The sequence below is a fragment of the Thiogranum longum genome (assembly GCF_004339085.1).
Taxonomy (GTDB): domain Bacteria; phylum Pseudomonadota; class Gammaproteobacteria; order DSM-19610; family DSM-19610; genus Thiogranum; species Thiogranum longum.
Map to the genome: position 1 here is coordinate 2,266,212 of NZ_SMFX01000001.1, position 22,876 is coordinate 2,289,087.

At 54.5% G+C, this 22,876-nt stretch carries 24 protein-coding genes and 1 tRNA gene; 7 read left to right on the forward strand and 18 right to left on the reverse strand.

Going from position 1 to position 22,876, the window contains the following annotated elements:
• Window positions 1-74: 74 nt before the first annotated feature.
• Entirely contained in the window at window positions 75-911 is an 837-nt protein-coding gene (locus DFR30_RS11060; RefSeq protein WP_132973217.1) for an esterase/lipase family protein, read from the forward strand.
• 40 nt (window positions 912-951) lie between these two features.
• Here the strand turns inward: DFR30_RS11060 and DFR30_RS11065 are convergent, their stop codons facing one another.
• From DFR30_RS11065 to DFR30_RS11080, 4 genes are read right to left on the reverse strand one after another with little or no spacing between them, the layout of a single operon-like run.
• On the reverse strand, window positions 952-1,563 hold the full coding sequence (locus tag DFR30_RS11065) for a PqiC family protein (RefSeq protein WP_132973219.1): 612 nt from the start codon (window positions 1,561-1,563) through the stop codon (window positions 952-954).
• Window positions 1,560-3,185, reverse strand: coding sequence for a PqiB family protein (locus tag DFR30_RS11070; protein ID WP_132973221.1), 1,626 nt, complete (start codon window positions 3,183-3,185; stop codon window positions 1,560-1,562). Before DFR30_RS11070 ends, DFR30_RS11065 begins: the two co-directional genes overlap by 4 nt.
• Window positions 3,182-3,793, reverse strand: coding sequence for a paraquat-inducible protein A (locus DFR30_RS11075; protein ID WP_207891880.1), 612 nt, complete (start codon window positions 3,791-3,793; stop codon window positions 3,182-3,184). Before DFR30_RS11075 ends, DFR30_RS11070 begins: the two co-directional genes overlap by 4 nt.
• On the reverse strand, window positions 3,783-4,433 hold the full coding sequence (locus tag DFR30_RS11080; RefSeq protein WP_132973223.1) for a paraquat-inducible protein A: 651 nt from the start codon (window positions 4,431-4,433) through the stop codon (window positions 3,783-3,785). Before DFR30_RS11080 ends, DFR30_RS11075 begins: the two co-directional genes overlap by 11 nt.
• 147 nt (window positions 4,434-4,580) lie before the next feature.
• Between DFR30_RS11080 and DFR30_RS11085 the strand changes: the two genes are divergently transcribed.
• Complete coding sequence (locus tag DFR30_RS11085; protein WP_132973225.1) at window positions 4,581-5,213, forward strand: hypothetical protein; 633 nt, start codon at window positions 4,581-4,583, stop codon at window positions 5,211-5,213.
• 20 nt (window positions 5,214-5,233) lie between these two features.
• Here DFR30_RS11085 and DFR30_RS11090 read toward each other — a convergent pair whose 3' ends face one another.
• Window positions 5,234-5,626: an SCP-2 sterol transfer family protein gene (locus DFR30_RS11090; protein ID WP_132973227.1), complete on the reverse strand. Its 393-nt coding sequence runs from the start codon at window positions 5,624-5,626 to the stop codon at window positions 5,234-5,236.
• Window positions 5,627-5,915: 289 nt separating this feature from the next.
• Between DFR30_RS11090 and DFR30_RS11095 the strand changes: the two genes are divergently transcribed.
• The gene (locus tag DFR30_RS11095; RefSeq protein WP_132973229.1) at window positions 5,916-6,431 is read left to right on the forward strand and encodes an FKBP-type peptidyl-prolyl cis-trans isomerase; all 516 of its coding nucleotides are present in this window, start codon (window positions 5,916-5,918) and stop codon (window positions 6,429-6,431) included.
• Between the two features lie 84 nt (window positions 6,432-6,515).
• Here the strand turns inward: DFR30_RS11095 and DFR30_RS11100 are convergent, their stop codons facing one another.
• Window positions 6,516-7,163: an adenylate kinase gene (locus DFR30_RS11100; RefSeq protein WP_132973231.1), complete on the reverse strand. Its 648-nt coding sequence runs from the start codon at window positions 7,161-7,163 to the stop codon at window positions 6,516-6,518.
• A gap of 357 nt (window positions 7,164-7,520) precedes the next feature.
• On the reverse strand, window positions 7,521-7,856 hold the full coding sequence (locus DFR30_RS11105; RefSeq protein ID WP_132973234.1) for a hypothetical protein: 336 nt from the start codon (window positions 7,854-7,856) through the stop codon (window positions 7,521-7,523).
• A gap of 96 nt (window positions 7,857-7,952) precedes the next feature.
• Between DFR30_RS11105 and DFR30_RS11110 the strand changes: the two genes are divergently transcribed.
• Window positions 7,953-8,029: transfer RNA gene (locus DFR30_RS11110), tRNA-Arg, on the forward strand.
• A 20-nt stretch (window positions 8,030-8,049) separates the two neighbouring features.
• Here the strand turns inward: DFR30_RS11110 and relA are convergent.
• From relA to DFR30_RS11155, 9 genes are all read right to left on the reverse strand, one after another.
• Window positions 8,050-10,257, reverse strand: coding sequence for a GTP diphosphokinase (gene relA / locus DFR30_RS11115; RefSeq protein ID WP_132973236.1), 2,208 nt, complete (start codon window positions 10,255-10,257; stop codon window positions 8,050-8,052).
• A gap of 37 nt (window positions 10,258-10,294) precedes the next feature.
• Window positions 10,295-10,915 carry an ABC-type transport auxiliary lipoprotein family protein gene (locus tag DFR30_RS11120; protein WP_165869181.1) on the reverse strand — a complete coding sequence of 207 codons (621 nt, stop codon included), beginning with the start codon at window positions 10,913-10,915 and terminating at the stop codon, window positions 10,295-10,297.
• A 142-nt stretch (window positions 10,916-11,057) separates the two neighbouring features.
• Window positions 11,058-12,008 (reverse strand): MlaD family protein, encoded by a 951-nt coding sequence (locus DFR30_RS11125; RefSeq protein WP_132973240.1) that lies wholly within the window; start codon window positions 12,006-12,008, stop codon window positions 11,058-11,060.
• Window positions 12,005-12,829, reverse strand: a complete 825-nt coding sequence (locus tag DFR30_RS11130) for an ABC transporter ATP-binding protein (RefSeq protein ID WP_132973243.1) — start codon at window positions 12,827-12,829, stop codon at window positions 12,005-12,007. The genes DFR30_RS11125 and DFR30_RS11130 overlap by 4 nt, the downstream gene beginning before the upstream one ends.
• Before the next feature lies 1 nt (window position 12,830).
• Complete coding sequence (locus tag DFR30_RS11135; protein WP_207891881.1) at window positions 12,831-13,673, reverse strand: MlaE family ABC transporter permease; 843 nt, start codon at window positions 13,671-13,673, stop codon at window positions 12,831-12,833.
• Window positions 13,636-13,968 carry an STAS domain-containing protein gene (locus DFR30_RS11140; protein ID WP_132973245.1) on the reverse strand — a complete coding sequence of 111 codons (333 nt, stop codon included), beginning with the start codon at window positions 13,966-13,968 and terminating at the stop codon, window positions 13,636-13,638. The genes DFR30_RS11135 and DFR30_RS11140 overlap by 38 nt, the downstream gene beginning before the upstream one ends.
• A complete protein-coding gene (locus DFR30_RS11145) occupies window positions 13,952-14,401 on the reverse strand; it encodes an ATP-binding protein (RefSeq protein ID WP_132973247.1) in 450 nt (149 codons plus the stop codon). Before DFR30_RS11145 ends, DFR30_RS11140 begins: the two co-directional genes overlap by 17 nt.
• Window position 14,402: 1 nt before the next feature.
• Window positions 14,403-16,115, reverse strand: a complete 1,713-nt coding sequence (locus DFR30_RS11150) for an HDOD domain-containing protein (protein WP_165869182.1) — start codon at window positions 16,113-16,115, stop codon at window positions 14,403-14,405.
• Window positions 16,116-16,227: 112 nt separating this feature from the next.
• The gene (locus DFR30_RS11155; RefSeq protein WP_132973250.1) at window positions 16,228-17,154 is read right to left on the reverse strand and encodes an HDOD domain-containing protein; all 927 of its coding nucleotides are present in this window, start codon (window positions 17,152-17,154) and stop codon (window positions 16,228-16,230) included.
• 127 nt (window positions 17,155-17,281) lie between these two features.
• Between DFR30_RS11155 and DFR30_RS11160 the strand changes: the two genes are divergently transcribed.
• Window positions 17,282-19,501, forward strand: coding sequence for a DUF1631 domain-containing protein (locus DFR30_RS11160; RefSeq protein ID WP_132973252.1), 2,220 nt, complete (start codon window positions 17,282-17,284; stop codon window positions 19,499-19,501).
• A 1-nt stretch (window position 19,502) separates the two neighbouring features.
• Here the strand turns inward: DFR30_RS11160 and DFR30_RS11165 are convergent, their stop codons facing one another.
• Window positions 19,503-20,255 (reverse strand): acetyltransferase domain-containing protein, encoded by a 753-nt coding sequence (locus DFR30_RS11165; protein WP_132973254.1) that lies wholly within the window; start codon window positions 20,253-20,255, stop codon window positions 19,503-19,505.
• Between the two features lie 230 nt (window positions 20,256-20,485).
• On the opposite strand from DFR30_RS11165, the gene DFR30_RS11170 reads away from it, so the two are divergent.
• Both DFR30_RS11170 and DFR30_RS11175 read left to right on the forward strand, forming a co-directional pair.
• On the forward strand, window positions 20,486-20,899 hold the full coding sequence (locus DFR30_RS11170; RefSeq protein ID WP_132973256.1) for a hypothetical protein: 414 nt from the start codon (window positions 20,486-20,488) through the stop codon (window positions 20,897-20,899).
• A gap of 238 nt (window positions 20,900-21,137) precedes the next feature.
• A complete protein-coding gene (locus DFR30_RS11175) occupies window positions 21,138-21,788 on the forward strand; it encodes an OmpA family protein (RefSeq protein WP_165869184.1) in 651 nt (216 codons plus the stop codon).
• Window positions 21,789-21,846: 58 nt separating this feature from the next.
• On the opposite strand, the gene arsS is transcribed toward DFR30_RS11175, so the two are convergent.
• Window positions 21,847-22,815: an arsenosugar biosynthesis radical SAM (seleno)protein ArsS gene (gene arsS / locus DFR30_RS11180; protein WP_132973260.1), complete on the reverse strand. Its 969-nt coding sequence runs from the start codon at window positions 22,813-22,815 to the stop codon at window positions 21,847-21,849.
• Window positions 22,816-22,876: the final 61 nt, after the last annotated feature.

Genomic DNA, 22,876 nt, shown 5'->3' on the forward strand with positions numbered 1-22,876 from the left:
GATCAATGCCACCTGCAGCACTTCTGCTTTAGCCTGCCATACATGGCTGGTCATCAGGTAACGGGGCCCGGTTTATGAAACAGCTTTCTTTTCTGACAGCACTGCTGCTAACACTTGTACAACCGGTGCAAGCCGATGTGCTGGTGCTGGTACATGGCTACATGGCAGATGCGCGCAGCTGGGAGGCAAGTGGCGTGACCGCAACGCTGGCCTCCCGAGGCTGGCAACCGGCCGGTGTATTAACCCCGACACCCAACGGAATAGTCAGTCCTGTTGCCCTGTCGCAAGCCGCGAATAAAAGTTACAGCGTAAACCTTCCGGCTGCTGCGCCACTGCAGGTTCAGGCAACAGCACTTGCCCGAGTGCTGGATGTTGTGCGTCAGCAGTATCCGCAAGAGCGCCTGGTTCTGGCAGGACATTCCGCTGGTGGTGTCGTTGCGCGAATGATGCTGACCGGACAAAACCCCTATGCGGTAGACACCCTGGTGAGCATCGCATCACCACACCTGGGTACCGGCCGGGCCGCTCAGGGTCTCGACCTCGTGGATTTTAACCCGTTCTTCTGCCCGGGACCGGGAATCGACTTCATGAAACACGCGCTGGGAGGTGACGAATATGACTACCTTGAACATTCACGTGGCGCCCTGATCGACCTGCTGCCGGAAGCGTCCGGTAATATACTTGCCTGGCTGAACCGGCAGCCATACCCTGATATCCACTACTACGCTATCGTACATACACTGCCGTATGAGTCTGGAGACGATATCGTTCCCGCATACAGCCAGGACATGAATAATGTCCCAACCCTGAGAGGGCGGGTGAAAACACTGTATATACCTGCTTCACACAGCCTCAATCCACAGGACGGAATATTGCTCGCCACATTACTGGCACAACAGTCTCGCCGCTGAGACGTTACGAGGCCACAGTCTGCCGAGGTGCTAGTAACGTCTACCCGGAGGTGTTGTGGCAAACCGGGTATTTGACCAGCGCATGGGCAATCTGGTCAGCAAGTTCATCAAGTCCGGCATCCAGCCCTTCAACCAGTGCGGCATGGTCGCCCCCGCCCAGTGCCATCTCGATAGTGAAGTTTTGAACATCCACCAGGCAGCCGCTTTTAACCCGCCAGTGTCCTTGCAGTACCGCATACTTGCCAGGAGTGCCGTCAAAGCGCTGAAAGTGAACGGCCAGCCGATACGCTGCATTTATATCGCCACCATCTGCCAGATGAACGGCGTTTTTACCAAGCCGTTGCGATAGCCCCTGTAACAGCACCCGTTCCACGTTGGCACGAAGATCCCCGGCCCAGCGGTGAAATTCCGCAAATACCATGCGGCCAGGCGCAGGGCGTGTCGCAATCTGCGGTCGAAGCACAACATCCGGCAATGTCACCGGACCCAGGGATACAGATTCGGACAACCCTTTATCAATCAAACCAGCCGGCCCTGCGGTAAGCACATAAAATTCCGACTCTGGTGTCTTGCCGCCCAGTGTACAGGCCGAAAGCCCGGCAGCCATCAGCATGGACAAGCCACGCCGCATATACCCTGTTACGGTGATCATGGCGACTCATCCTTGCCCTTGAGCAGGGATTCCGGATGCCGTTCCAGGTACTCGGCCATCAAACGTACAGCGCGGGCCGCCAGCTGCAATTCGCGCACGGCTGCATAAAACTCTGTACCCAGCGCGCCTTCTTCCGCTACCAGTGCATCGATTCCACGCATGGCTTCATCGGTAGCATCCAGCGCCTCATGCGTTTCATCGACCAGCGATGGTAATGCCTTGCTGGCTGCCTGTGCCAGCTTGTCCAGTGAAATCATCATTTGATCAGCATTACGCACCATACGATCCAGTGGTAATTTCTCCAGTTTTGCCAGTGTCCGCGTCAGCGCCTCACCAAGTTGTTCCATCTCGCCCGGGGCCGCTGGTATCACGGGATACCCGTCTCGTGATACCAGCTTCACCGGTTTGGCGTCTGCCATCAGGTCCAGCGCGATGATTTTTTGCCCCGTTAACAGGTTGGTTGTTTCCAGGCGGGCTCTCAACCCTCGCGCAAGCAATACTTCAACACGTGAGCCGACAGCTTTTTCCAGCTGCTCTCCTTCAAGATCAGCACGTTCTTCGATGCGCAGCATCTTTTCTGCTTCAAGCTCAATAAAGACCGTGCGCCTGGCCTGCTTTGTCTCAAGATCAAGATAGGGATCGATCTGCATAACAGTTCCAACACGCACACCCATCAACTCCACCGGCGCGCTGACCAAAAGTCCCCGAATGTCTCCCGACAGATCGACACGATAACGATACCCGCGGGAAACGGGTTTTTCCCGGGTGCGTGCATAATTTGGATACAGGCGGAACACGGTGTCTTCCGGTGCCTGCTCGCTGTCAGTCAGGGACAAAGGTGTCTCAAATGCTATGCCACCCGAGATCAGCGAAGCAAACGACTCCAGCTCAACCGTGACACCGGCAGGATCAATTGAAACATCCACACCACCGACATTCCAGAAGCGTGATCCCCTTCGTACGTAGAAATCATGTGGCGCCTCAACAAATACATCGACATCAACAAAAGCATGGTCTTTGGCCAAACGGTAACCTGTCACCTGTCCGACCGCTATCTGCCGGTAGTAGACTGGTGCCCCCACAGACAGCGACGAAGCTTTCTCTGCACGCAGGTGATATACCGTGCCACGTTCATTTGACTTGATAACCGGTGGTGTTTCCAGCCCGACAAACTCCCGGCTCTCGTCACCCTCCTTGCCCGGATCCATCGCGACATAGGCGCCACTGATCAGGGTTCCCAGCCCGCTGATCTCACCGGAATCAACACGTGGCCGGACTACCCAGAATCGGGTCGACTCGATAAGATGGCGCTCCATGCCCGGCACCATCTCGGCCTTGACCAGCACATGCGTAAGATCTTCCGCAAAGCGAACCGTCTTGACCTTTCCGACAATGACATCCCGGTACTTGACCAGTGTCTTGCCTTCTTCGATACCTTCCGCAGTCTGGAACTGGATAACGACCTCTGGCCCCTGCTCAATGATGGCCTTGACCACCAGCCAGCCGCCAATCAACAGTGCGATCAGCGGTAACAACCAGATAACGGGAAACTGTTTTCCCCACTCGTCGACCACAGCCTCCGGCAGAGAGCCTGGAATAGCGGGTTTTTCAGCTTCGCTCATGGACAGTCTTCCTCGTGATCCCAGATCAGGCGGGGATCAAAACTCATGGCTGACAACATGGTCAGGATGACAACAGCAGCAAATGCACGTGCGCCCGGACCCGGCGTGATATCGGCAAGTACGCCAAGATGCACGAGTGCTGCCAGTAATGCGACCACGAATACATCCACCATTGACCAGCGTCCGACCAGTTCTGTCATGCGATACAACCGGGTCCGTTCACGTCGCCGCAGATTTGATTTTCGGTGTACGGAAAATAACAGATAGACCAGCACAATCATTTTCAGCAACGGAACAAGTACACTGGCAACGAAAACCACCAGTGCAATCGGCCAGTCACCATGCATCATCAGGCGAATCACGCCACTGATAATGGTGTCCGGCTGACCGGATCCCAGGTACACCACCGTCATGATGGGCAGCAGGTTGGCGGGGAAATACATAATGACCGCTGCAAGAAGCAGCGCCCAGCTATTCGAGAGACTGGCCGGTTTCCGCACGTGCACATGAGAACCACACCGCGGACAAAGACCGGTACGGACAGCGGGCAGACGCATCAGCTGGTTACAGACTGCACAACTGGCAAGTCCAAGACAGCTAGCGCGCACGATACCAAACTCCCATACGATCCATCCGTGCCCAGATGATATGCGGCTCAAACTGGGACAGGGCTGCTGTCGAAACTACAATCAGTGCAACATAGGCATACAAGGCAGGCCCCACGACAAGGTTCGCCATATCGGATAACTTGACCGCAGCAACCAGCACACCGACCATGAAGACATCCAGCATTCCCCACGGCAGGACATGACCAATCCATACCATAATATGCCGCAAGCCCGGCAACGGTTTGTACAACTGCACACTCAGCAGAACATAGAGCGAACCGGTCACCAGCAGGATCGGGCCAACCACCGTCGTCAGAAGCACCACGATACCGGTTTCGCCCATACCGGCATCGTAGAGCGCCTTCGCGGTCCCCGGCAAGGTTGTTTGCTGCGACCGACCCTGTATCTCAAGGGTCAGAAAAGGCAGAAAATAAGCCAGTAACATCAGCAGCAGCGCACTCATGTTCAGCACAATGGGTAACAACAGCCCCCCCGCCGGGTTGCGGGCCAGCAAGGCACCGCAGCGGTAACAGTGTGCTGACTGGCCAGGTGCCAGCATCCCGATACACTGCAACTCGTCACACTGGTGGCAAGCCACCAGTTCCCGCGCTCTACCTCTGCCTGCACCACTGTCGGGCATGACTGCTCCGCCGCGATTCTATGTGCCCGCCAGGTGGTCGGACAACTGTTATCATGCGTACGATACTATAGCGCTGGCGACAGGCCGGCAACCCGGCCCACGGGCCTGTAGACGAAACCCCCGCGGCCCATACCGGGAGACCAAAATATGCCGACCGACCGCCTGAATGAAGCGCTGGAGCGCTTTTATAAACTGCAGAGAGAACTCGAAGTAGAGATCGACCGCCTGTTGCAGGAAAAGCGTGAGCAATTTCACTACCACCTGGAACGCGGCAAGGTTCAGTTTGAACAGGGCATGCGAGCCCTGCACAAGCGCAAGCGGATCAGCGCATGGCAGTACCTGACCCACGCCCGCCTGAGACACGTTATATCAGCGCCCATTATCTACAGTGTATTTTTTCCCTTCCTGGCACTGGATATCGCTGTAACAATCTACCAGCAGATCTGCTTTCGCCTGTACGGCATTCCACTGGTACGCCGTTCAGATCACATCGTCATTGACCGCCACAACCTGGCCTACCTGAATGTCATCGAAAAGTTGAATTGTGTGTACTGCGGCTACGGGAATGGCGTGGCTGAATACGTCCGCGAAGTCTCGGCGCGTACCGAGCAATACTGGTGTCCGATCAAACATGCCAGGCGATCACGGGAGCCTCATCATCTGGCAGACCATTTCCTGGATTACGGTGATGCCGATGCCTGGCGGGAAAAACTGGAAACGCTGCGTAAAGACTGGTCTACGCTCGACACCACGGCACCACCTGACCATCCGAAAGAATAGTCAACCCAGGAACTGCTCTGTTAACTACCCATCGCGGAAAAACTGCGAATAAAAGGGCCCGCCATACGTGGATCCTTGATCATTGCAGTATAGTCACCAACGTTGAATTTGAGTTTGCGGGAAGTATACGCCATCCCCAGACCCATCATACCCGGTGGTTTCTTCATCCACTTGTTCCAGCTTTCCGGGGTAGCGCGCAAGTCCCAGTTCAACTCCTGATTATTATAATCGCCGGCTTCCACCACGTGTCCATTCTCGACACGGATAAACCCCCGCGGCGAAGCTTCGCCGTCAAAACCATAACCGATGGTAGAGTTAAACCCGATCTTCTCAAGCGCACCGGCAAGGTCGCTGTCAGCGTTCCATCGTTCCTTGAAACCGTTCATCCACTCTGCAGAAAACATGTCAGACATCTCAATAGTCTCCTCTCGTTGACGTACTACAGCCAGATCGGCATGTCCGTACCGTATCCAGCCCAAAAGCGAGCCCCTGATCAATTACCTCCAGTAACTAATTCGATCACTCGACCCCTCTATGTATAAACATAGCATATTCCCACAATTTTCCTGCCTGAAAGTACATTCAACGCCAGGATATAGACCATTGGCCAGTTGTCTCTATTTGAGCCCGAATTTTGCATGATTGTTCGTCAACGACAAAAATCAGGCGCTGCGGTAGCACCTGGGAGACTGGAGCAAAAGCATGAAATCCTGTGATCTGCCAGTGATAGACAACAGTACGATCGAAATCTGCCAGGACAAGGTTGTACGCCTGGGATTCAGAGTGACTGACCAGCAAAATGGCCATCTGCTGCAATATGGAGACGACCTGGTGTATTTGCACGGTGGTTACGGCGGCGCATTTCCAAAAATCGAACAGGCCATACAAGGGTGCCGGGTGGGCGACCAGATCAGCGTATCTTTATCACCCGAGGAAGGTTATGGACAACACAACCCGGAGCTGGTGATTGAACTTCCAGGAGAAGCGTTTTCTGGTGAGCTGCCACACACCGGAGAGGCCGTAGACGGACAACTGCCGGATGGAAGCAGCATGACCTTCACCGTCTCCGAGGTTAGCGGCGAGAGCATACGGATGGACGGGAACCATCCTTTTGCCGGCAAATACCTGGCTTTCGATTTCGAGGTCCTGGAGGTTCGCTCATCCACCTCGGCCGAACGCAGCGCAGGCTATGCTTTTGACGGCATGCTCAACTGCTAGCCTCACAAGAGTAAAAAAGAACAGCAAAAAAAACGGCGAGCCAAAGGCCGCCGTTTTTTTATTTACCACACCTTCGCGTATAGATCAGGCCGCGAGACGTTCCTTGATAGCGTTGATCACATCGTCGCTGTTGGTAGCATTGACAGTGACGCACAGGCCTTCATTCTCGTAGAAACCAATCAATGGTGCAGTCTTTTCGTTATAGGTTTCAAGACGGTGGCTGATGGCCTCCTCGGTCTCGTCTGCACGCTGTATCACAGGGCTACCACATTTATCGCAGATACCTTCGACCTTGGGCGGGTTGCTCTTGACGTTATAGATTGCCTGGCAGTCCGTATTGGAGCAGGTACGACGTGTGGTCAGACGATCCAGGATCACATCACGTGGCACATCGATGTTGACGGCCATGTCGAGCTTGATACCCAGCTTGTCCAGCAGCACCTTGAGGGCTTCGGCCTGGGGAATGGTGCGCGGGAAACCATCGAGCAGAAAGCCCTTCTCACAATCCGGTTCCTGCAGACGCTTTTCCATAATGCCCATGATCAGCTCGTCAGGCACCAGGTCACCGGCGTCCATGTAAGCCTGGGCCTGCTTGCCCAACTCGGTGCCGGCCTGTACGGCGCCACGCAGAATGTCGCCGGTGGAAATCTGTACAGAGCCATCCATCTCGGTCAGCATCTTGGCCACGGTACCCTTGCCGGCACCCGGCGCACCTAAAAGAATCAGTTTCATTGCGTGTTCCTCTTGAACGGTAGATAAAATCGGGGTTTTCGGCAGCAGGTCTGCCCGGGCCGAAAAGCAGGTGCGCATTGTGCTTGCGAAGGCGCAGGCAATCAATAGCCTGCGCGGTTTCGGGGCCAGGATTTACACAAGAAAGCCCGAAATCATTACATTATTAGTGGGAATACTGCCGGAAAACTCCTGCTTGTTCGTCATTGCGCGGAACGAAGTGACGCGGCAATCTCTAACAGACTGATCCCATTGTGTAAGATTGCCGCGTTTCGCTCGCGCCCTGAAGGATGGCGAAGACATTCTGAGGAAGTACTTCTGGGGTGCAATGACGTGAATGCTGAGTCAGTCAGCGGCCCGCTAGAGATGGGAAACCAGGCGTGCGTCGGGAATCGACAGGCGCAGCGCATCGGCAATTTCCAGGCGGATACCTGCCACCGGCCGGATCGACACCCACAGCAGGTTCAGCTTCAGGTTCAGCTCCGCAAACACCACCGCATCCCCAAAACACGCCAGGACACGATGGATCTCTTTCAGGGTCTGCTGGATGCGCACCTGCGATTTCTTGCGCAAGCCCGGGATGATCACCATGAAATCGGATAACGGCCTGCCGTTCTCATCAACAGCCGGCGCCCGTTTGCGCAACGGCTCGGAGGCATCGAGTAGAGGCAACAGTGTGACACGCGGCAGGCTCATGAATCTGACTATAGACTGCACCGGAAGGACTGACAACAGAACACGCATTACAGCTGTGGCTGACACTGGCCGGCTTTGCTAGTATGCCCGCGGAAAGTCCCGGTAGCTCAGCTGGATAGAGCAAGCGCCTCCTAAGCGCTAGGTCGGAGGTTCGACTCCTCTCCGGGACGCCATTTGTCCGTGCCCGACAGCATCAGGTTTTGCGACGCACTTCGATAATGTTGGGTAATTGGCCGATACGGCTGAGTATGCGACTCAGTTGTCCGATATCAGTTACCTCGACATGTAAATCCATACGTGCAATCAGTTCTTTTCCGTCAGTATTGGTGCTGATGCCCGTGACGTTTATCCTGTCATTGGCGAGTACCGCAGTGACGTCACGAAGCAGCCCCGGCCGATCATAGGCCTGGATGCGAATATCCACCGGGAACACACGATCCGGCAACGCCCCCCACTCGACTTCTATGAGCCGGTCACGATCTTCTTCCTTGAGACGCAACACATTAGAGCAGTCACTGCGATGAATCGTGACACCTCGCCCACGTGTAATATAACCCACGATTGAATCGTTGGGCACCGGGTTACAGCAACGTGCTGTCGTGGTGAGCAGATTACCTACGCCCAGTATACGGAAGCCGTCCTGTGTTCCCTTTTCATTACGCCTTCCGGTTGTCGGCAGGGTAAGTGGCTCGTCTTCTGTGCGTTCCAGATCAAGCAGGACACTGACAACCTGGCCATAGGGCAGATCGCCGCGCCCCAACGACGCCATCAGACTATCGACATTACTGAAGTTGAGTTTTTCAGCAACTTCAGCCATGCGCTTTGCTGACAGGCCCAGGCGATGCAGTTCACGCTCCAGTGCCGTACGGCCAGCCGCAATATTGATTTCCCGGTCCTGTAATTTGATCCAGTGCCGCACCTTGGCGCGGGCACGGGAAGTCTTGAGATAACCCAGGTGCGGGTTCAGCCAGTCGCGACTGGGGTGTGCCTGGCGTGCGGTCAACACTTCAACCTGTTCGCCGTTTTTGAGCACATAGTTAAGTGGCACAATCCGGCCATTGACCTTCACACCACGACAGCGATGTCCGACATCAGTATGAATGTGGTAGGCAAAGTCCAGTGCTGTCGCACCCGCCGGCATATCAATGACCTCACCCTGTGGCGTCAGCGCATAAACCCGCTCCTCGACAGATTCTGATTTAAAGCGATCGACAAATTCGTGTGCCGAGGGCTCTTCATCCTTCCATTCCAGCAGCTGGCGCAGCCAGGCAATCTTTTTCTCGAAACCTTCGTCATAGCGCGAACCTTCCTTGTAGCGCCAGTGCGCAGCAATCCCCAGCTCCGCGTGCTCGTGCATTTCACGGGTGCGGATCTGTACTTCCACCGGCTTGCCCTCGGGGCCAATCACAGCGGTATGCAGTGACCTGTAATTGTTGGCCTTGGGATTGGCAATGTAGTCATCGAACTCGTGCGGCACATGTCGCCACAGACCGTGCACAATGCCCAGCACGGTGTAACACTCGGCCGTCGTGTCCACCAGCACGCGAACGGCCTGGACATCGAAAATCTGGTGAAAGTCGACATTCTTGCGACGCATCTTCCGCCAGATACTGTAGATGTGCTTTGGCCTGCCCACCACATCGGCCTGGATTCCGGCACGATCGAATTCCTCGATCAGGCTTTCCTTGACCAGTTCGATGTGCCGCTCGCGGTCTATGCGGCGACCGTCCAGCAGTGCAGCGATACGGTGATAGGCATCAGCATCGAGGTAGCGTAACGCCAGGTCTTCGAGCTCCCACTTGACCTGCCAGATACCCAACCGGTTAGCGAGCGGGGAATAAATATCCAGTGTCTCGCGGGCTATACGCTTTTGCCGCTCTTCGCTGAGGTGGCGCAGGGTGCGCATGTTATGCAAGCGGTCCGCAAGCTTGATGAGTACCACGCGAACATCTTCCGCCATCGCCAGCAACAATTTTCGCACATTCTCGGCACGACCATGATCGAGTTGCTGCTGTAGTGACAGGGGCTCACGGATTTCACTGATGCGACCCATTTTGGTGACACCATCCACCAGGTGTGCCACCTTTTCACCAAACTCCTCACGGATATCATCGAGACTGACATCCGTGTCCTCTACCACATCATGCAATACGGCGGCAGTAACGGCCTCATGGTCAAGCTGAAGATGATGGACGATTTCGGCGACGGCCAGGCAGTGCACAAGATAAGGTTCACCGGAAGCGCGGGTCTGGTCACGGTGTGCTTTTTGCGCACGATCAAGCGCAGCACGAATCATCTGCTGTGCAGATTCATCGCGTCCAAAGCTGACTGACGACAACCAGGCATCCACATCCGGCAATTGCCCGTCGTTCGACGTCGTGGTTTCCGCGCGCGCTACCATATCTATCTACCAGTGTAGCCACAGAAACGGGCGTCTGCTATTCATTGCCCGCGTCAGTGGCTTTCAAATCCCCGATTAACCGTTCAAATATCTGTTCCAGGCTCTTCCGCATGGCATCAGCCAAGGCGTGCATATCGCCGCTGCGCGATGAAGTCTGCTGACGATAGACCTTCGTCCATAATGATTTCCCATCACGGGTTGAGTGCAGGACAGCTTCCAGCTCAATATCTGCAAGTGCCCGCCCCGACTCGACCAGCGACTCGAAACGAAGCACTCTCACAGCGAGCTCGTAACGGAACTGCGGGCGCTTGCCCTCCGTTTCAACCCGGTCTGCGACACCACTCTGGCGAAGTGTTTCCAGCAGCGCTTGCTGGATCATGCGAGGAGGCTGGTCCGCCCAGAACTCATAATGGTAGCGTCTCAGCTCAAGGGGTCTGTCGGCATGCCGGTAGAGTATTGCCCGGCCGTTGCGCAGCGGGTCGGCTTCGACACGGCCAACCAAAAGCCCACCTGTCAACGACGGCTGCGCCTGCACCGCAGGGCTGGAAAGACCGATTTCATAAAAGCGATCCTCGGGTGCCGGCACGCCGGCCGAACAGGCGGCAAGCACAAGCAGCACCAGGCCCACGGCAACAGACCTGCATAACCCGTAATGCATCCCTCTCTCCTCATGCAGATGTAACCTGCTTCTATCATGCCGGCACATCCTGCTTCCGTCATCCCGGCGAATGCCGGTATCCGGAAAGCCCGCAGCCATAGATACCGGCTTGCGCCGGTATGATGTAGCCGTGGTATTTTCTCTAGCGGTCACGCTGCACCCCCTTGTCTCTGGGCGCCGAGCCACCCAGCAAGGTGCCGGGGTTATCCCGGATCTTGCGACTGAACTCGTTCATATTCCGACTCGTGTCATCCATGTTCTGCAGGATACCGCTGCTGTAACGCGACACCTGCTCCAGGATATGTCTTAGCTCTGCAGTGGCCTGCTGCATATCGGGACCACTCTCACTGACCAGGCCATCCAGCTTCGCCATCAACACCTGTGCATCGCGCTTCACTTCGGTGAGACCTGCCGTCAGTTTGCTGAGATCAGCAGAAGCCTGATCGATATTTGTCAAAATACGTTTGGCCTTGCGTTCGCCCTCTTCATCCATAATGCCGGAAAGGTGCGTTGCACTCTCGTTGAGACGTCCGACCAGATGCTCCACATCCGACACGATAACGGGTACACGGCTCTCGAGGACACCGCCAACCTGCTGCACTGTCTGGTTGAGCGACTCGATCAGGGGACGTATTGCATTCTCGCTCAGGTCACCGAAATCACCGGCAACCTCACCGATAACAGCAAACAGATCTATACCCTGCTCTCCCTTGATGAGACCGCCGGGTTCGAGGAATGTTGTGGAATGCCCTTCAGAAATATTAACGACCGTATCAGCAAGCAAGCCTTCAGAATAAATACGCGCAACGCTGTCAGAGGGAATCTCCCAGTCCTTTCTGAGTCCCAGCATGACACGATAGGCAATGCCTTCGTCGGTCCGCTCGGGCGCTATACCCTCGACCTTGCCAAGCACGTAACCTTCATAAGTCACCAGTGTGCCATTAGAAAGGCCCGCCACATTACGGTACTGCGTATAATAAATATCGCGCTCACCGGCACCTCCGCTGATCCGGTACAACGCCCAGAACAGAACACCTAGTCCCGCAAGAACAAACAGGCCCACCGCAAAATAGTTGATGGTATCGCGCTTCAAAACCGCATCGCTCCCTCGGTAAGCCGGTGCAGGTAGTCATCGGCATCGACTGGTTCATCCTCTGATGTTCGTGTCAGCAGGTTACGTATCCTCGGATTATCAGAGTTGCGCACTTCTTCCACACTACCAACCATAAGGATGCGCCCGCGATCCAGTACCGTGATGCGGTCCGCTATTTTAAAAGCGCTGTCCAGCTCGTGGGTAACGACAACAATGGATACCGGCATGGCCTCACGAATACGCAAAATCAGGTTATCAAGATCTGCTGCCACGACCGGGTCCAGTCCGGCAGAGGGCTCATCGAAAAAAAGAATTCCAGGATCCATTACGATCGCGCGCGCCAGCGCAGCACGTTTGATCATGCCGCCGGAAAGTTGTGCCGGCATCAGGTGCTCATAACCGGCCATGTTAACGACTTCGAGCTTCATCCGGCTCATGATCTTCATGGTGTTCTCATCAAGCGCAGTATGTTCACGCAGTGGCATACGCACGTTTTCACCCACCGTCATGGAATTGAACAACGCCCCGCCCTGAAACGACACACCGATTCTCTTGCGGATCTCCATCCATTCATGACTGCTCAGCGAATTGACACATTTCCCGAACAAGCGGACTTCACCACTATCGGCGCGGTGCAGACCAAGAAGATAGCGCAACAGGGTGGACTTTCCGGAGCCGCTCCCGCCCATGATGACCATAATTTCCCCGGGGGCTACTGACAATGAAACATCATCCAGAATTTTCTGGTCTCCATAGTAGGTTACGAGGTTATCAACCTCGATAACCGGCTGTGTCGATGTTTCTGGAAGTGTCGTATTCATCTCAACGGCTCAGGAAAAAAGTGAATATCATGTCTGCAACAACAATTGCCGCAATACAGAGTACGACAGACCGCGTCGTGGCACGGCCCAGCCCCTCGGCCCCGCCACTGGCATTAAAACCATTACTGGTTGCCACCAGAGTGATCAGAACCGCAAACACCAGGCTTTTGATGAGTCCCTGGAAAATATCACCCGGAACCAGCTCACTGAAAACGCGTATCGCATAGGTATCAAGTGTTATGTGCAGCTCGATAACAGCAATAACGCCACCACCCAGGATTGCCATGGCATCCGAGAGGATGGACAACATCGGCATCATAACCAACATTGCTGCCAGAATAGGTGACACCAGGTAGCGTACCGGCGACACCCCCATGACACGTAATGCATCAATCTCCTGCGCCATCTGCATGGTGCCAATGCGGGCGGCAATAGCCGAGCCAGAGCGGCCGGCAACTACAATGCCCGCTATCAATACGCCGAACTCACGCGTCACCGACATGGCAATGCCTGATACAACCTGTGATTCGGCACCGAAGTCGCGCAGTGTGTAAATACCCTGCATGGCCATCATTGCACCATTGGCAAACGCCAGTATGATCACGACAGGAACCGCCTGCACACCGATGGTCATCATTTCCTGGACAATTGCACTCAGCCGTACGCGTTGCTGTCGCCAGCGTCCTGCCAGCAACCAGAACACACTTTCAATCAGCAATGCAGCGCCGTAGCCGAAGTCCTCGACACCGGATACAAACTTCCTTCCCACCTTTTCTGTCAACAGGCGAAAACGGTTTGCGCTGATTTCAGCCGCCATCTTCCAGCCGCTCGTCCAGTGAGGCATAAATGGTGAAGACCTGATCAAGTCGTGCCAGTCGTAATACGCTCATGGCTGCCTCGCTCACACCTACCAGGCCAAATTCCAGGTCATTGGTACGTGCGTACTGGAACCCTTCAACCAGACTGGCGACGCCTGAACTGTCGATATAGGCAACATCAGACAGATCCACCATGACATGATGCTTCTTCTTCAGGTTGTTCAGAATCACCTTGCGCGCATCCGGCGAATTATTCAGATCAATTTCACCGTTCAGCAAGACAACAGAAAAACCCTGCCTGTCTTCAACCGGAAATGTCATTACCTTCTCCCTGTTCCCTGGTAAACAATTTCATCTGGAAAACATTACCGCCACCACGGGGTGGTTCCAGAAACCCGCATTCATCCATCAGGCTGTTAATGAGATAAACCCCGAGACCACCCGGGCGAATATCGTCAAGCTCACGTGAACGCACCTGTTCGACATCAATCGCATCGGCGTAATCCCTGACGCGCATCACCAATGCATCCTGTTCCTGCAATACACTGACATCGATCTGCCCGTCGGGGTTCATGCCGTAGGCGTGCTGGATAATATTCATGCATGCCTCATTGACGGCCAGCACCATAGCTTCCGTCTGCGACTCATCCAGACCCGCAAGATCTGCCGTGTCCCGCATTACGCTTCGTAACAGCCGTAACCGGCTCGCTCGTGAGCAGAAACTGACTGTCACCAGCAGTTCGCCACACTCCATGTTATTTCGTTCCTTCAATAATCATTAGTGTCAGATCGTCTTCAAGTACACGGTCAGTACCCACTACCGAATCGGTGATAGCCAGCGGCCGGTCGTCGAGCAGGATGCTGGCATGCTCTTTCAGTACCCGTATCAGTCCATCCCGCTCGAGCCGGCTGCCGTCTTCCATTCGTGCTTCCAGCAAGCCATCTGTATACAGGTATAGACAACCTCCCTGTAGTTCGAAAGTATTGTTGGGAAAAATACTGTCAGGACTGATGCCCAGTGGCGGGGCTTCGGCCGGGTACTCGGCAATAAGTGCCGCGCAGCCCATGTGTACAGCCGGCAAATGACCGGCGCTGGCCAGTATGACTTCACCGGAGGCCTGGTCCACCACTCCAGCCAGCATGGTGACGAACATTCCGCGCACCGAAGTCTCGAAAATTTCCCGGTTGATCATTGCCAGCAACTTCCCGGGATCATGGATCCCCTTGCCAAGGCAACGAAACAAGCTGGCTGTTTTGGCCATGAGTAACGCGGCATTCATGCCTTTTCCGGATACATCCGCAAGACAGAATGCCATTTTGTTCTCGCCAACCCGGTAGTAATCGAAAAAATCGCCTGATACGGCCTTGGCCGACAGGTTCAGGCCGGTGATACCTGCCAGCTTTGTCCCTGCATCGGGTAACAGGCTCTTTTGTACTTCCCGCGCCAGCTCCAGTTCGCGGTTCAGTTCTGCTGCATAGCGGTCACGCTCACCCAGCGCCTGCTCGAGACGCCAGGTGAGTTCCTGGTAACTGAGATTTTCCTCGGCAAGACGCAGGTTGGCTTCGCGCAGCACCTGGTCGAAGGTCTGTTGCTCACCAACACGCATACCCATGGCCGTTGCCGCTTCAGCCACCGACTCCGCAACCTGCTGCAACAGGTAATCACTGTGTTCGGGGCTGGCATCAAAATTCTCGGCCAGCAGGGCGCGCACTTGCTGGATAGCGACACGTTTATCCGCGCAGCGGTATACCGACGCCATCCAGTCAGCACAGGTGGCAACCTTGCACAGCATCCGGGTCTGGCTATCGGTCTCCTCCGGTGGACCATCGTGGTGATAGCCCATGGCAAATGCCAGGTCCTGTGGCAGGTCCCAGCTATTCGCCAGCGTCAGCCCGACCTCGTCGTGGGTCGAGTGAAACAGGTCTATCTCAATATCGCGACGATCCCCGGGTGTGGATGCCGCCAGCCGGTCCCAGTGCTCCACTTGCTCTGGGTTGATGAACAACAACACCAGCAGACCGAAATCCTGCAACAGACCGGCCGTGAAACACTCCTCGGGGTCGAGGCTGGCAAGCTCGGCGAGCATGCGGGCACTGACAGCACGGCGCAAGGCATCTTCCCAGTACACGTCGATATTGAAACCGGGGATAGCGTCCGAACGGAGCGCATCGCGCATCGACAGGCACAGCATCAGGTTCCTCAGTGCCCGGTTACCCAGTACCGTAACGGCCCGGCTCACCGATTTCACCTGGCTGACCAGACCGAAATAAGCGGAATTGGAAATACGCAAAAGCTCGGCCGTCAGGACAGGGTCATTGGCCACCAGGTGCGCGAGATCCCGGCTGTCGACACCCGGGCGCGAACAGGCCTGCACAATACGAATGGCGTCCTTTGGGGGCGCGGGTAAGTCACTCGGCCGCACCGAATGTTCTGCAACGGTTTCTTCCATAACCTGTTGATCTGGCATCCTGGGGTTAATTTGCTCCACTTGTGAGCACATTAACGGCAAAAATCACCCGAGCTAGAGCAATTTTTTGACTAACGATCAATCAATTAGGTTTTTTCCGGTAGACAGGCGTTCAGATCAGAGACTCCAGTGTCGATGGAAACTGCTCTGCGGCCTCTTCGAAGGCAAAAAACAGCTCGTCTTCCGTCAAGCGAACCACTTCCAGCATGTTCTCGGGAATACTGATATCGGCACGAGGTGACCCGGCATAGTTACCCTGCTCTGATTCATTTACCAGGTGATTGGCGAGATACAGGATGTGTGACTCCATTCTGGCTGTTTCCGCCAGCTCCGGCTGATGGTGCCACTTGATAGAAAACACCAGTTCCTCAGGTAACTGCCACACATCCATCAGGTGAGCCGCAACACTCGCATGACTGAAGCCAAAGCGGCTGATTTCCGACTCATACAGCACCTCTTCATCGCCATCCGCAACCAGCAGTAAATCGCGCATGGCCGCGGGCCGCTGGTGATACAGCACCAGGCTACCAATATCGTGCATCAAGCCGGCAATGAACAGGCGTTCCGGATGCAGGACACTGGCACGCTCCGCCAGCGCACGTGCCAGCAGCCCGGTATAAACACTGTGCCGCCAGAATGTTTCCATGCTGACCAGTTCATTGGGAAGATTATTGAATGATTTGACAGTGGATATCGACAGCACCAGCTGGTACAGCTCGGCAGTACCTATCACAGTGATGGCACGACTGACCGTATCAATCTTGCGGCGGAACCGATAAAAGGCACTGTTGGCCATTCTCAGCAGCCGGGTGGTGAGATTCGGGTCGACTGAAATAACGTTGGCTATGTCGGCGGCGCTGGTCGAAGGTGACTGGATCAGCTCGAACATCCGCATACAAACATCCGGTGGAGAAACCAGGCCTTCCACATCGTCGAGAAGCGTGACGAGGGATTCCTGTTCCGGTGACTTTCTGGCAATCAGGTCAGGGCTGTTCATGGGCACACCGATGGTTATCGTTTCTACAGGTAGCGACGTCACAAAAGAAAACTGGAGAGCCTGAAAGATGTGATTTATGCCTAATCGCTCACATATTCCGTCATCCGGGCATGATATTTATCTATTCCAGTCGTAATACTAACCGGAACATCAAAAAGCGGATATCACCATGTCAAACTCAAGCAGGAAAAAAGTAGTCAGCCTTGAAGACTACGGCCAGATACGCCGCAGCATCGGATCCGGCCCTGGATCGAAGGCGCTGCGCATCATCCGTGACCAGTCCTTGTCAACACTGGAGAAGCATATCGAAACAATGCTGGACAGTGTTGACGATGCCCTGTTCTCGCGCGCCGAAAAAGCCGAAAGCAACATGGTCCAAACACAGTATTTTGATGCCATGCGGGAATTGCGCATTATCCGCAAAGATATCGAGGGTGATTTCCTGACGCAGTTCAAAAGCCACTTTGATCGCGGCATTCCCCGCCCTTCATTGCAGAACAGCACGTCGGGACTGGGCATGGACGGTGATTCCGACCTGGGCCTGATTGACAAGAACGATCTTGAAGAAGATCTTGCCGTTTCCAATATGGTCAACAAAATCCGCAGTCACTGTGTGCAGTCACTGTATGCGCTGGACAAACGTATCGGGTTCCTGATTGGCGACCTGGATCTTGAACGCTTCGAGAATCCGGTTGGCCCGGAAGCCATCTGTAATGCATTCAGGGAAGCGGCTGACCGTATCGAAACCGGTCTGGAGATCCGTCTTGTCATCTTCAAGTTGTTCGACAAGCACGTTGGCGTAAATATTGACGCCCTGTATCGCGAACTTAACCAGCATCTGGTCAAGATGGAAGTTTTACCGGAGATCCGTACTGTTATACGCAAATCGGCCAACCCTCATCATCACGCCGGCAGCACAGGACAGCCCGGAGTAACGGGCACCAGCGACACTGGCGGAGCTGGTGTTACAGGAAGCGCATGTCCCGGCGGCATTGCGGGACATCCGGCTGGTGGTAGTGTGCAGAGCCATGGTTACACACAGTACGTTGAGCCTTCCATCAGTGCCCTGACATACCTGCAGCAGGGTTGCGACACGTTTGACGAAGCCGGCCTCCCGACCGATATCCCGGTGCTCGATCCGGCACTCGTGCAGACAGGCACGGTCAATATCCTGCGCAATATGCGTGACACCAGCATTATCCAGAATCTTGGCAAATCAGGCGGTATGACACTCGATATTGTGGCCATATTGTTCGACTATATTCTCGACGACCGGAATATTCCCGATGCAATGCGTGCGCTCATTGGCCGCCTGCAGATTCCCCTGCTCAAGGTCGCACTGCTGGATAGCAACTTCTTTTCCCGGAAATCGCACCCTGCACGACAACTTCTGAACAGACTGGCATCCGCGGCCGTGGGCTGGGATGAATCGCAAGGTACGGATGACCCGCTCTTCACCCGGATCGAATCGATTGTGCAAACCATACTCGACGATTTCGAAGATGACCTGGGCCTGTTCGAAACACTTCTCTCAGAACTTGATGATTTCCTCGCACAGGAAGAGAAACTGGCTGAAATACGTGCCGAACGTTCGGCAAAAGTCATGGAGGGTACCGAACGCGTGGCCGTAGCCGAATCCACAACCATGGAAGAAATACAGCCCAGAATCGAGGCCGACTTCAACCTCGACTTCGTTCGTGAGTTTGTTGCGACACACTGGAAGAATCTGCTTTTCATCTGTTGCGCCCGCAATGGCAAGGACAGCGAGGAATGGAAGCATTCCGTCCAGACCATGGACGAGCTGATCTGGAGTGTTAAACCCAAGACCACACCGGCTGACCGGCAGCGCCTGGTCGCCATTCAGCCGCGTTTACTGGAGAAACTTCGTATCGGCATGGAACGGCTGTCTGTTCCGGCCACAGAACGTGACGACTTTATAGCAAAGCTGGTTCGTGCTCACGGAAGGACAGCCATCAATACCCCCGATACTGACGAGACAACGCACAACAGGGAAGCCACAGTAAACACCACGACAACCGAAAAGAATCCGGACGAAAAAGCTTCCACGACCGTGGAACAGTCCCAGCCAGCCCCGGAACCGTCTCCCGCTATTGATGATGCCTTTACCGCCCGGGCCCGGCAAATGAAGGCCGGCACGTGGATGGAATTCCGCGGCAGCGAAGCTGAGCGTATCCGCGCCAAATTAAGCTGGGTGAGTCCGATTACCGGGACTTGTCTGTTTACCGACCGGAAAGGTCTGAAAGTCGGTAACTATACGATTGAAGAACTTGCCCACCTGTTGCGTAGTGCCCGGGCCAGGGTACTCAACGCCGCACCCCTGATGGATCGCGCGGTTCGTACTGCACTTAAGGAATACGATAAAAAATAACTCACCTGCCAGCCATCGCTGCATACAGGCTGATCACACCAAACAACAGCGGCTGGTGTAGCAGATAAATCAACAAACTGTGCCTGCCGGAAAAAGCCAGCAGGCGGACAGGCGTATTGCCGGAAGGCAGTACACCGTCCAGCCTCTCCAGCCGTCTTTCGCGCAACACAATATTTCCCGCAAATATCCCTGCAAGCACAACGCCAAACCAGGGTAACAGGGGAACATAATCTTCCGTGGCAGGCTTATGCGTCATCAGGCCTATCCAGCGCCAGCCTGTCTGATCGAACCCGGGAAACTGCACACTGTTACCTATCACCAGCAACGCTATTCCCAGTACCAGGGCAATGACAGGCTTGCGTACAAACAACAGTCCGAGCAAGCTTGCCAACGCAATAAAATGCAGCACACCAAAAAAAACGAACCGGTCACCGAACATCCACCATGTCGCAACACTCACCAGCAGTGCAGCGCCAATGATACGTATCAGCCGCGCTGTAAAACGCCTGACATTGATTCCTTTTTGCGTCGAGAGCACAAGGCTGAGTCCGACCAGGAACAGGAACAGACTCAAAATGAAAGTACGGAAGTTCAACCAGAATGCGTCGTGGTAAAAATCAAACCTGGCAAAGCCAAAATGGGCAAGGTCGAAACAGAAGTGGTAAATCACCATAAGCGCGATAGCCATACCACGCATCACATCGACGATCACTAATCGCCGGAAATCACTGCTGTTTTCCCCCGGGGAACTCATACCTGAAACATACCAGATAATGATGGCCGCGCCACGAATACTGTCTCAATATGGCAACAATTACCCCGCTATAGGCAAATTAGGCTCTCGTTATAACGACATTGTTATTAGCCATGTATATACTATGGCAAGCGGCCTTATACAGGCCCTGTAATCAATTATCCGCTCTATTTCCAGATATGTTGCTGAAGCATACGCGGATACATATAAAACTAACGAGGAGTACACACATGAAAGCATTAATTGGCGTAACACTTTGCAGCGCTTTACTACTGGGTGGTTGCAGCAAAAGTGATGATAGTGACAAGACCAGCGAATCCCTGATAGACAAGGCAAGCTCCACTGTGAGCTCCATGACTGAAAAAGCCGGGGACGCGACATCAACAGTTGTTGACTCTGCAAAAACCGCTGGCGCTGACGCGATAGACGCCACCAAGGACGCCGCCTCGGATGTAGCTGACGCTGCTGCCAAAAGTGGCGACGCCGCTGCAGAACTGGCAACAGAAAGCTACGATGCCGCAAAGAAAGCCGGCAGTGATGCCATTGGCACAGCCGTTGACAAGGCCAGCGACATGGCAAGTGTCGAAGGAAAGGATGCAGCCGATAATGCTGTCGATGCAGCCAGTGGAATGATGGAAAAATAAACCAGCTTGCTTGCTGTAATCCATACACGCCCTGCAGGTCTCCTGGAGTTTATAGAGTCTGTGGGGCGTTTCTGCCTGAAACGATGCTATGGCTGTTTGCGAACAGCACACCAGGTATAGACTTTCGTCTAGACACACCTGTAACACATCATTATCAAAGTTAATAACCGTGTGTATACTTCCGGCCTGGTCTTGCATACGCACATTCAAAATAGTCAATGAACTGAGGAGATCGACCATGGAAACAAAGTCCCGGATTATCGGACTCACCGCCCTGACCTGCATTGGAATGCTGACAGTACAGGGAGCAGCGGCACATGATGCCGGCAAGGCAAACTCCGGCTACGTCGGTGAAAACGACTCGCACCTGATTACTGATGGCTTTGGAAACTGTGTAAAAACAGGATTCTGGTCCAGTGAAGATGGTCTTGCGGACTGCGGAGACAAAATGAACGAAGAAGCGGCTGCTGAACCGGCACCAGCACCGGCACCCGTCGCAGCTGCACCAGCCCCCGCACCTAAAGTTACAACCAAATCGGTTTCCCTGTCAGCAGGTGCCCTGTTTGATGTTAACAGTGACGTTATCAAAGATGCCGGTAAAGCCGAACTCCGTGCCCTGGCCGACCACATCAACAAGCTGGCCGATGTCCAGAGTGTCGATATCGTTGGTTACACGGATAGCTCCGGTGCTGCAGACTACAACCAGAAATTGTCACTGCGCCGTGCGACTGCAGTCAAAAACTTCCTGATGGACAACGGCGTATCACCCAAGGTAATGACAACCCTCGGTCTTGGCGAAGAAAAACCGGTAGCCAGCAATGCTACACGGGAAGGTCGCGCAAAGAACCGTCGTGTTGAAATCACCATTCGTGGTACCCAGGCACAGTAAATCCGGATAATCACTCCCGTGCTACAAGCCATAAAAGGCTTGCGGCGCGGGAGCTGATCTAATCTCCGGCTATCGCACCACCACAGCTGCTACCCTGCCCCGCCGTACAGCCAAAGCAGTGATCTGCAATGGCAATCTCCCTGCCTTCAATAGGTTCTTCTGCAAGATCTGAAATATGAATTCGCGTGCCCTGCCCTGATTGCCAGACCAGACCCAGCATCTGGTTAAAGTCACAGTCATAAACATAACCCTGCCAGTCAATGCTGACCAGGGAACGACACATAACCGTACTCAGGTTTTCGGGCCGGTGCGCCCCTCTGAGCAATTCCATGTACGACTCGAACTCCCCCCGGGAGACCAGGGTACTGCCAAATCGCTGAATCGGCATATTGGCCAGCACAAATAACTGGCTGAACCCGATACCATAGCGCGCACGCAAGGCCTCCCGGTAATCCGCTTCCAGTTGCTGCTGGGAAGGCGGCAGCGAAGGGCCGACAGGGTTATACATCAAATTAAGCACCAGGCCGGTATCCGGCCTGCCGTAGCCCAGATGATTCAACTGTTTTAATGCAGCAAGGCTTTTTTCAAATACGCCATCACCGCGCTGACCATCAACATTTTCTTCCAGGTAGCAGGGCAAAGATGCGACCACCTCGACACGATGGTCTGCCAGAAATACAGCAAGGTCTTCAAACCCCGGCTCCATGAGTATGGTGAGATTACAACGATCAGTAACACGAATACCTTCCCGGGTAGCGCACTCAACGAGATAACGGAAGTTGCTATTCATTTCCGGTGCACCACCGGTCAGATCCAGCTGTTGAACACCGGCATGCCTCATGAACTGCAGCACGGCATCAACCGTTTCACAATCCATTTCCTCTTTGCGGCCCGGACCAGCATTCACATGACAGTGCAAACAGCTCTGGTTACACCGGTAGCCGAGGTTGACCTGAAGTGTTGCCAGGCCGGCTCGCCTGATCGCGGGAAAATTCGTTTCCGAAAGCAAAGGAAGCGTTGCGTGCATAAGTAGAGGCTATACCCTGAAAGAGACGAGCTGTATCAACAACCTCCTAAACTAAACCGGT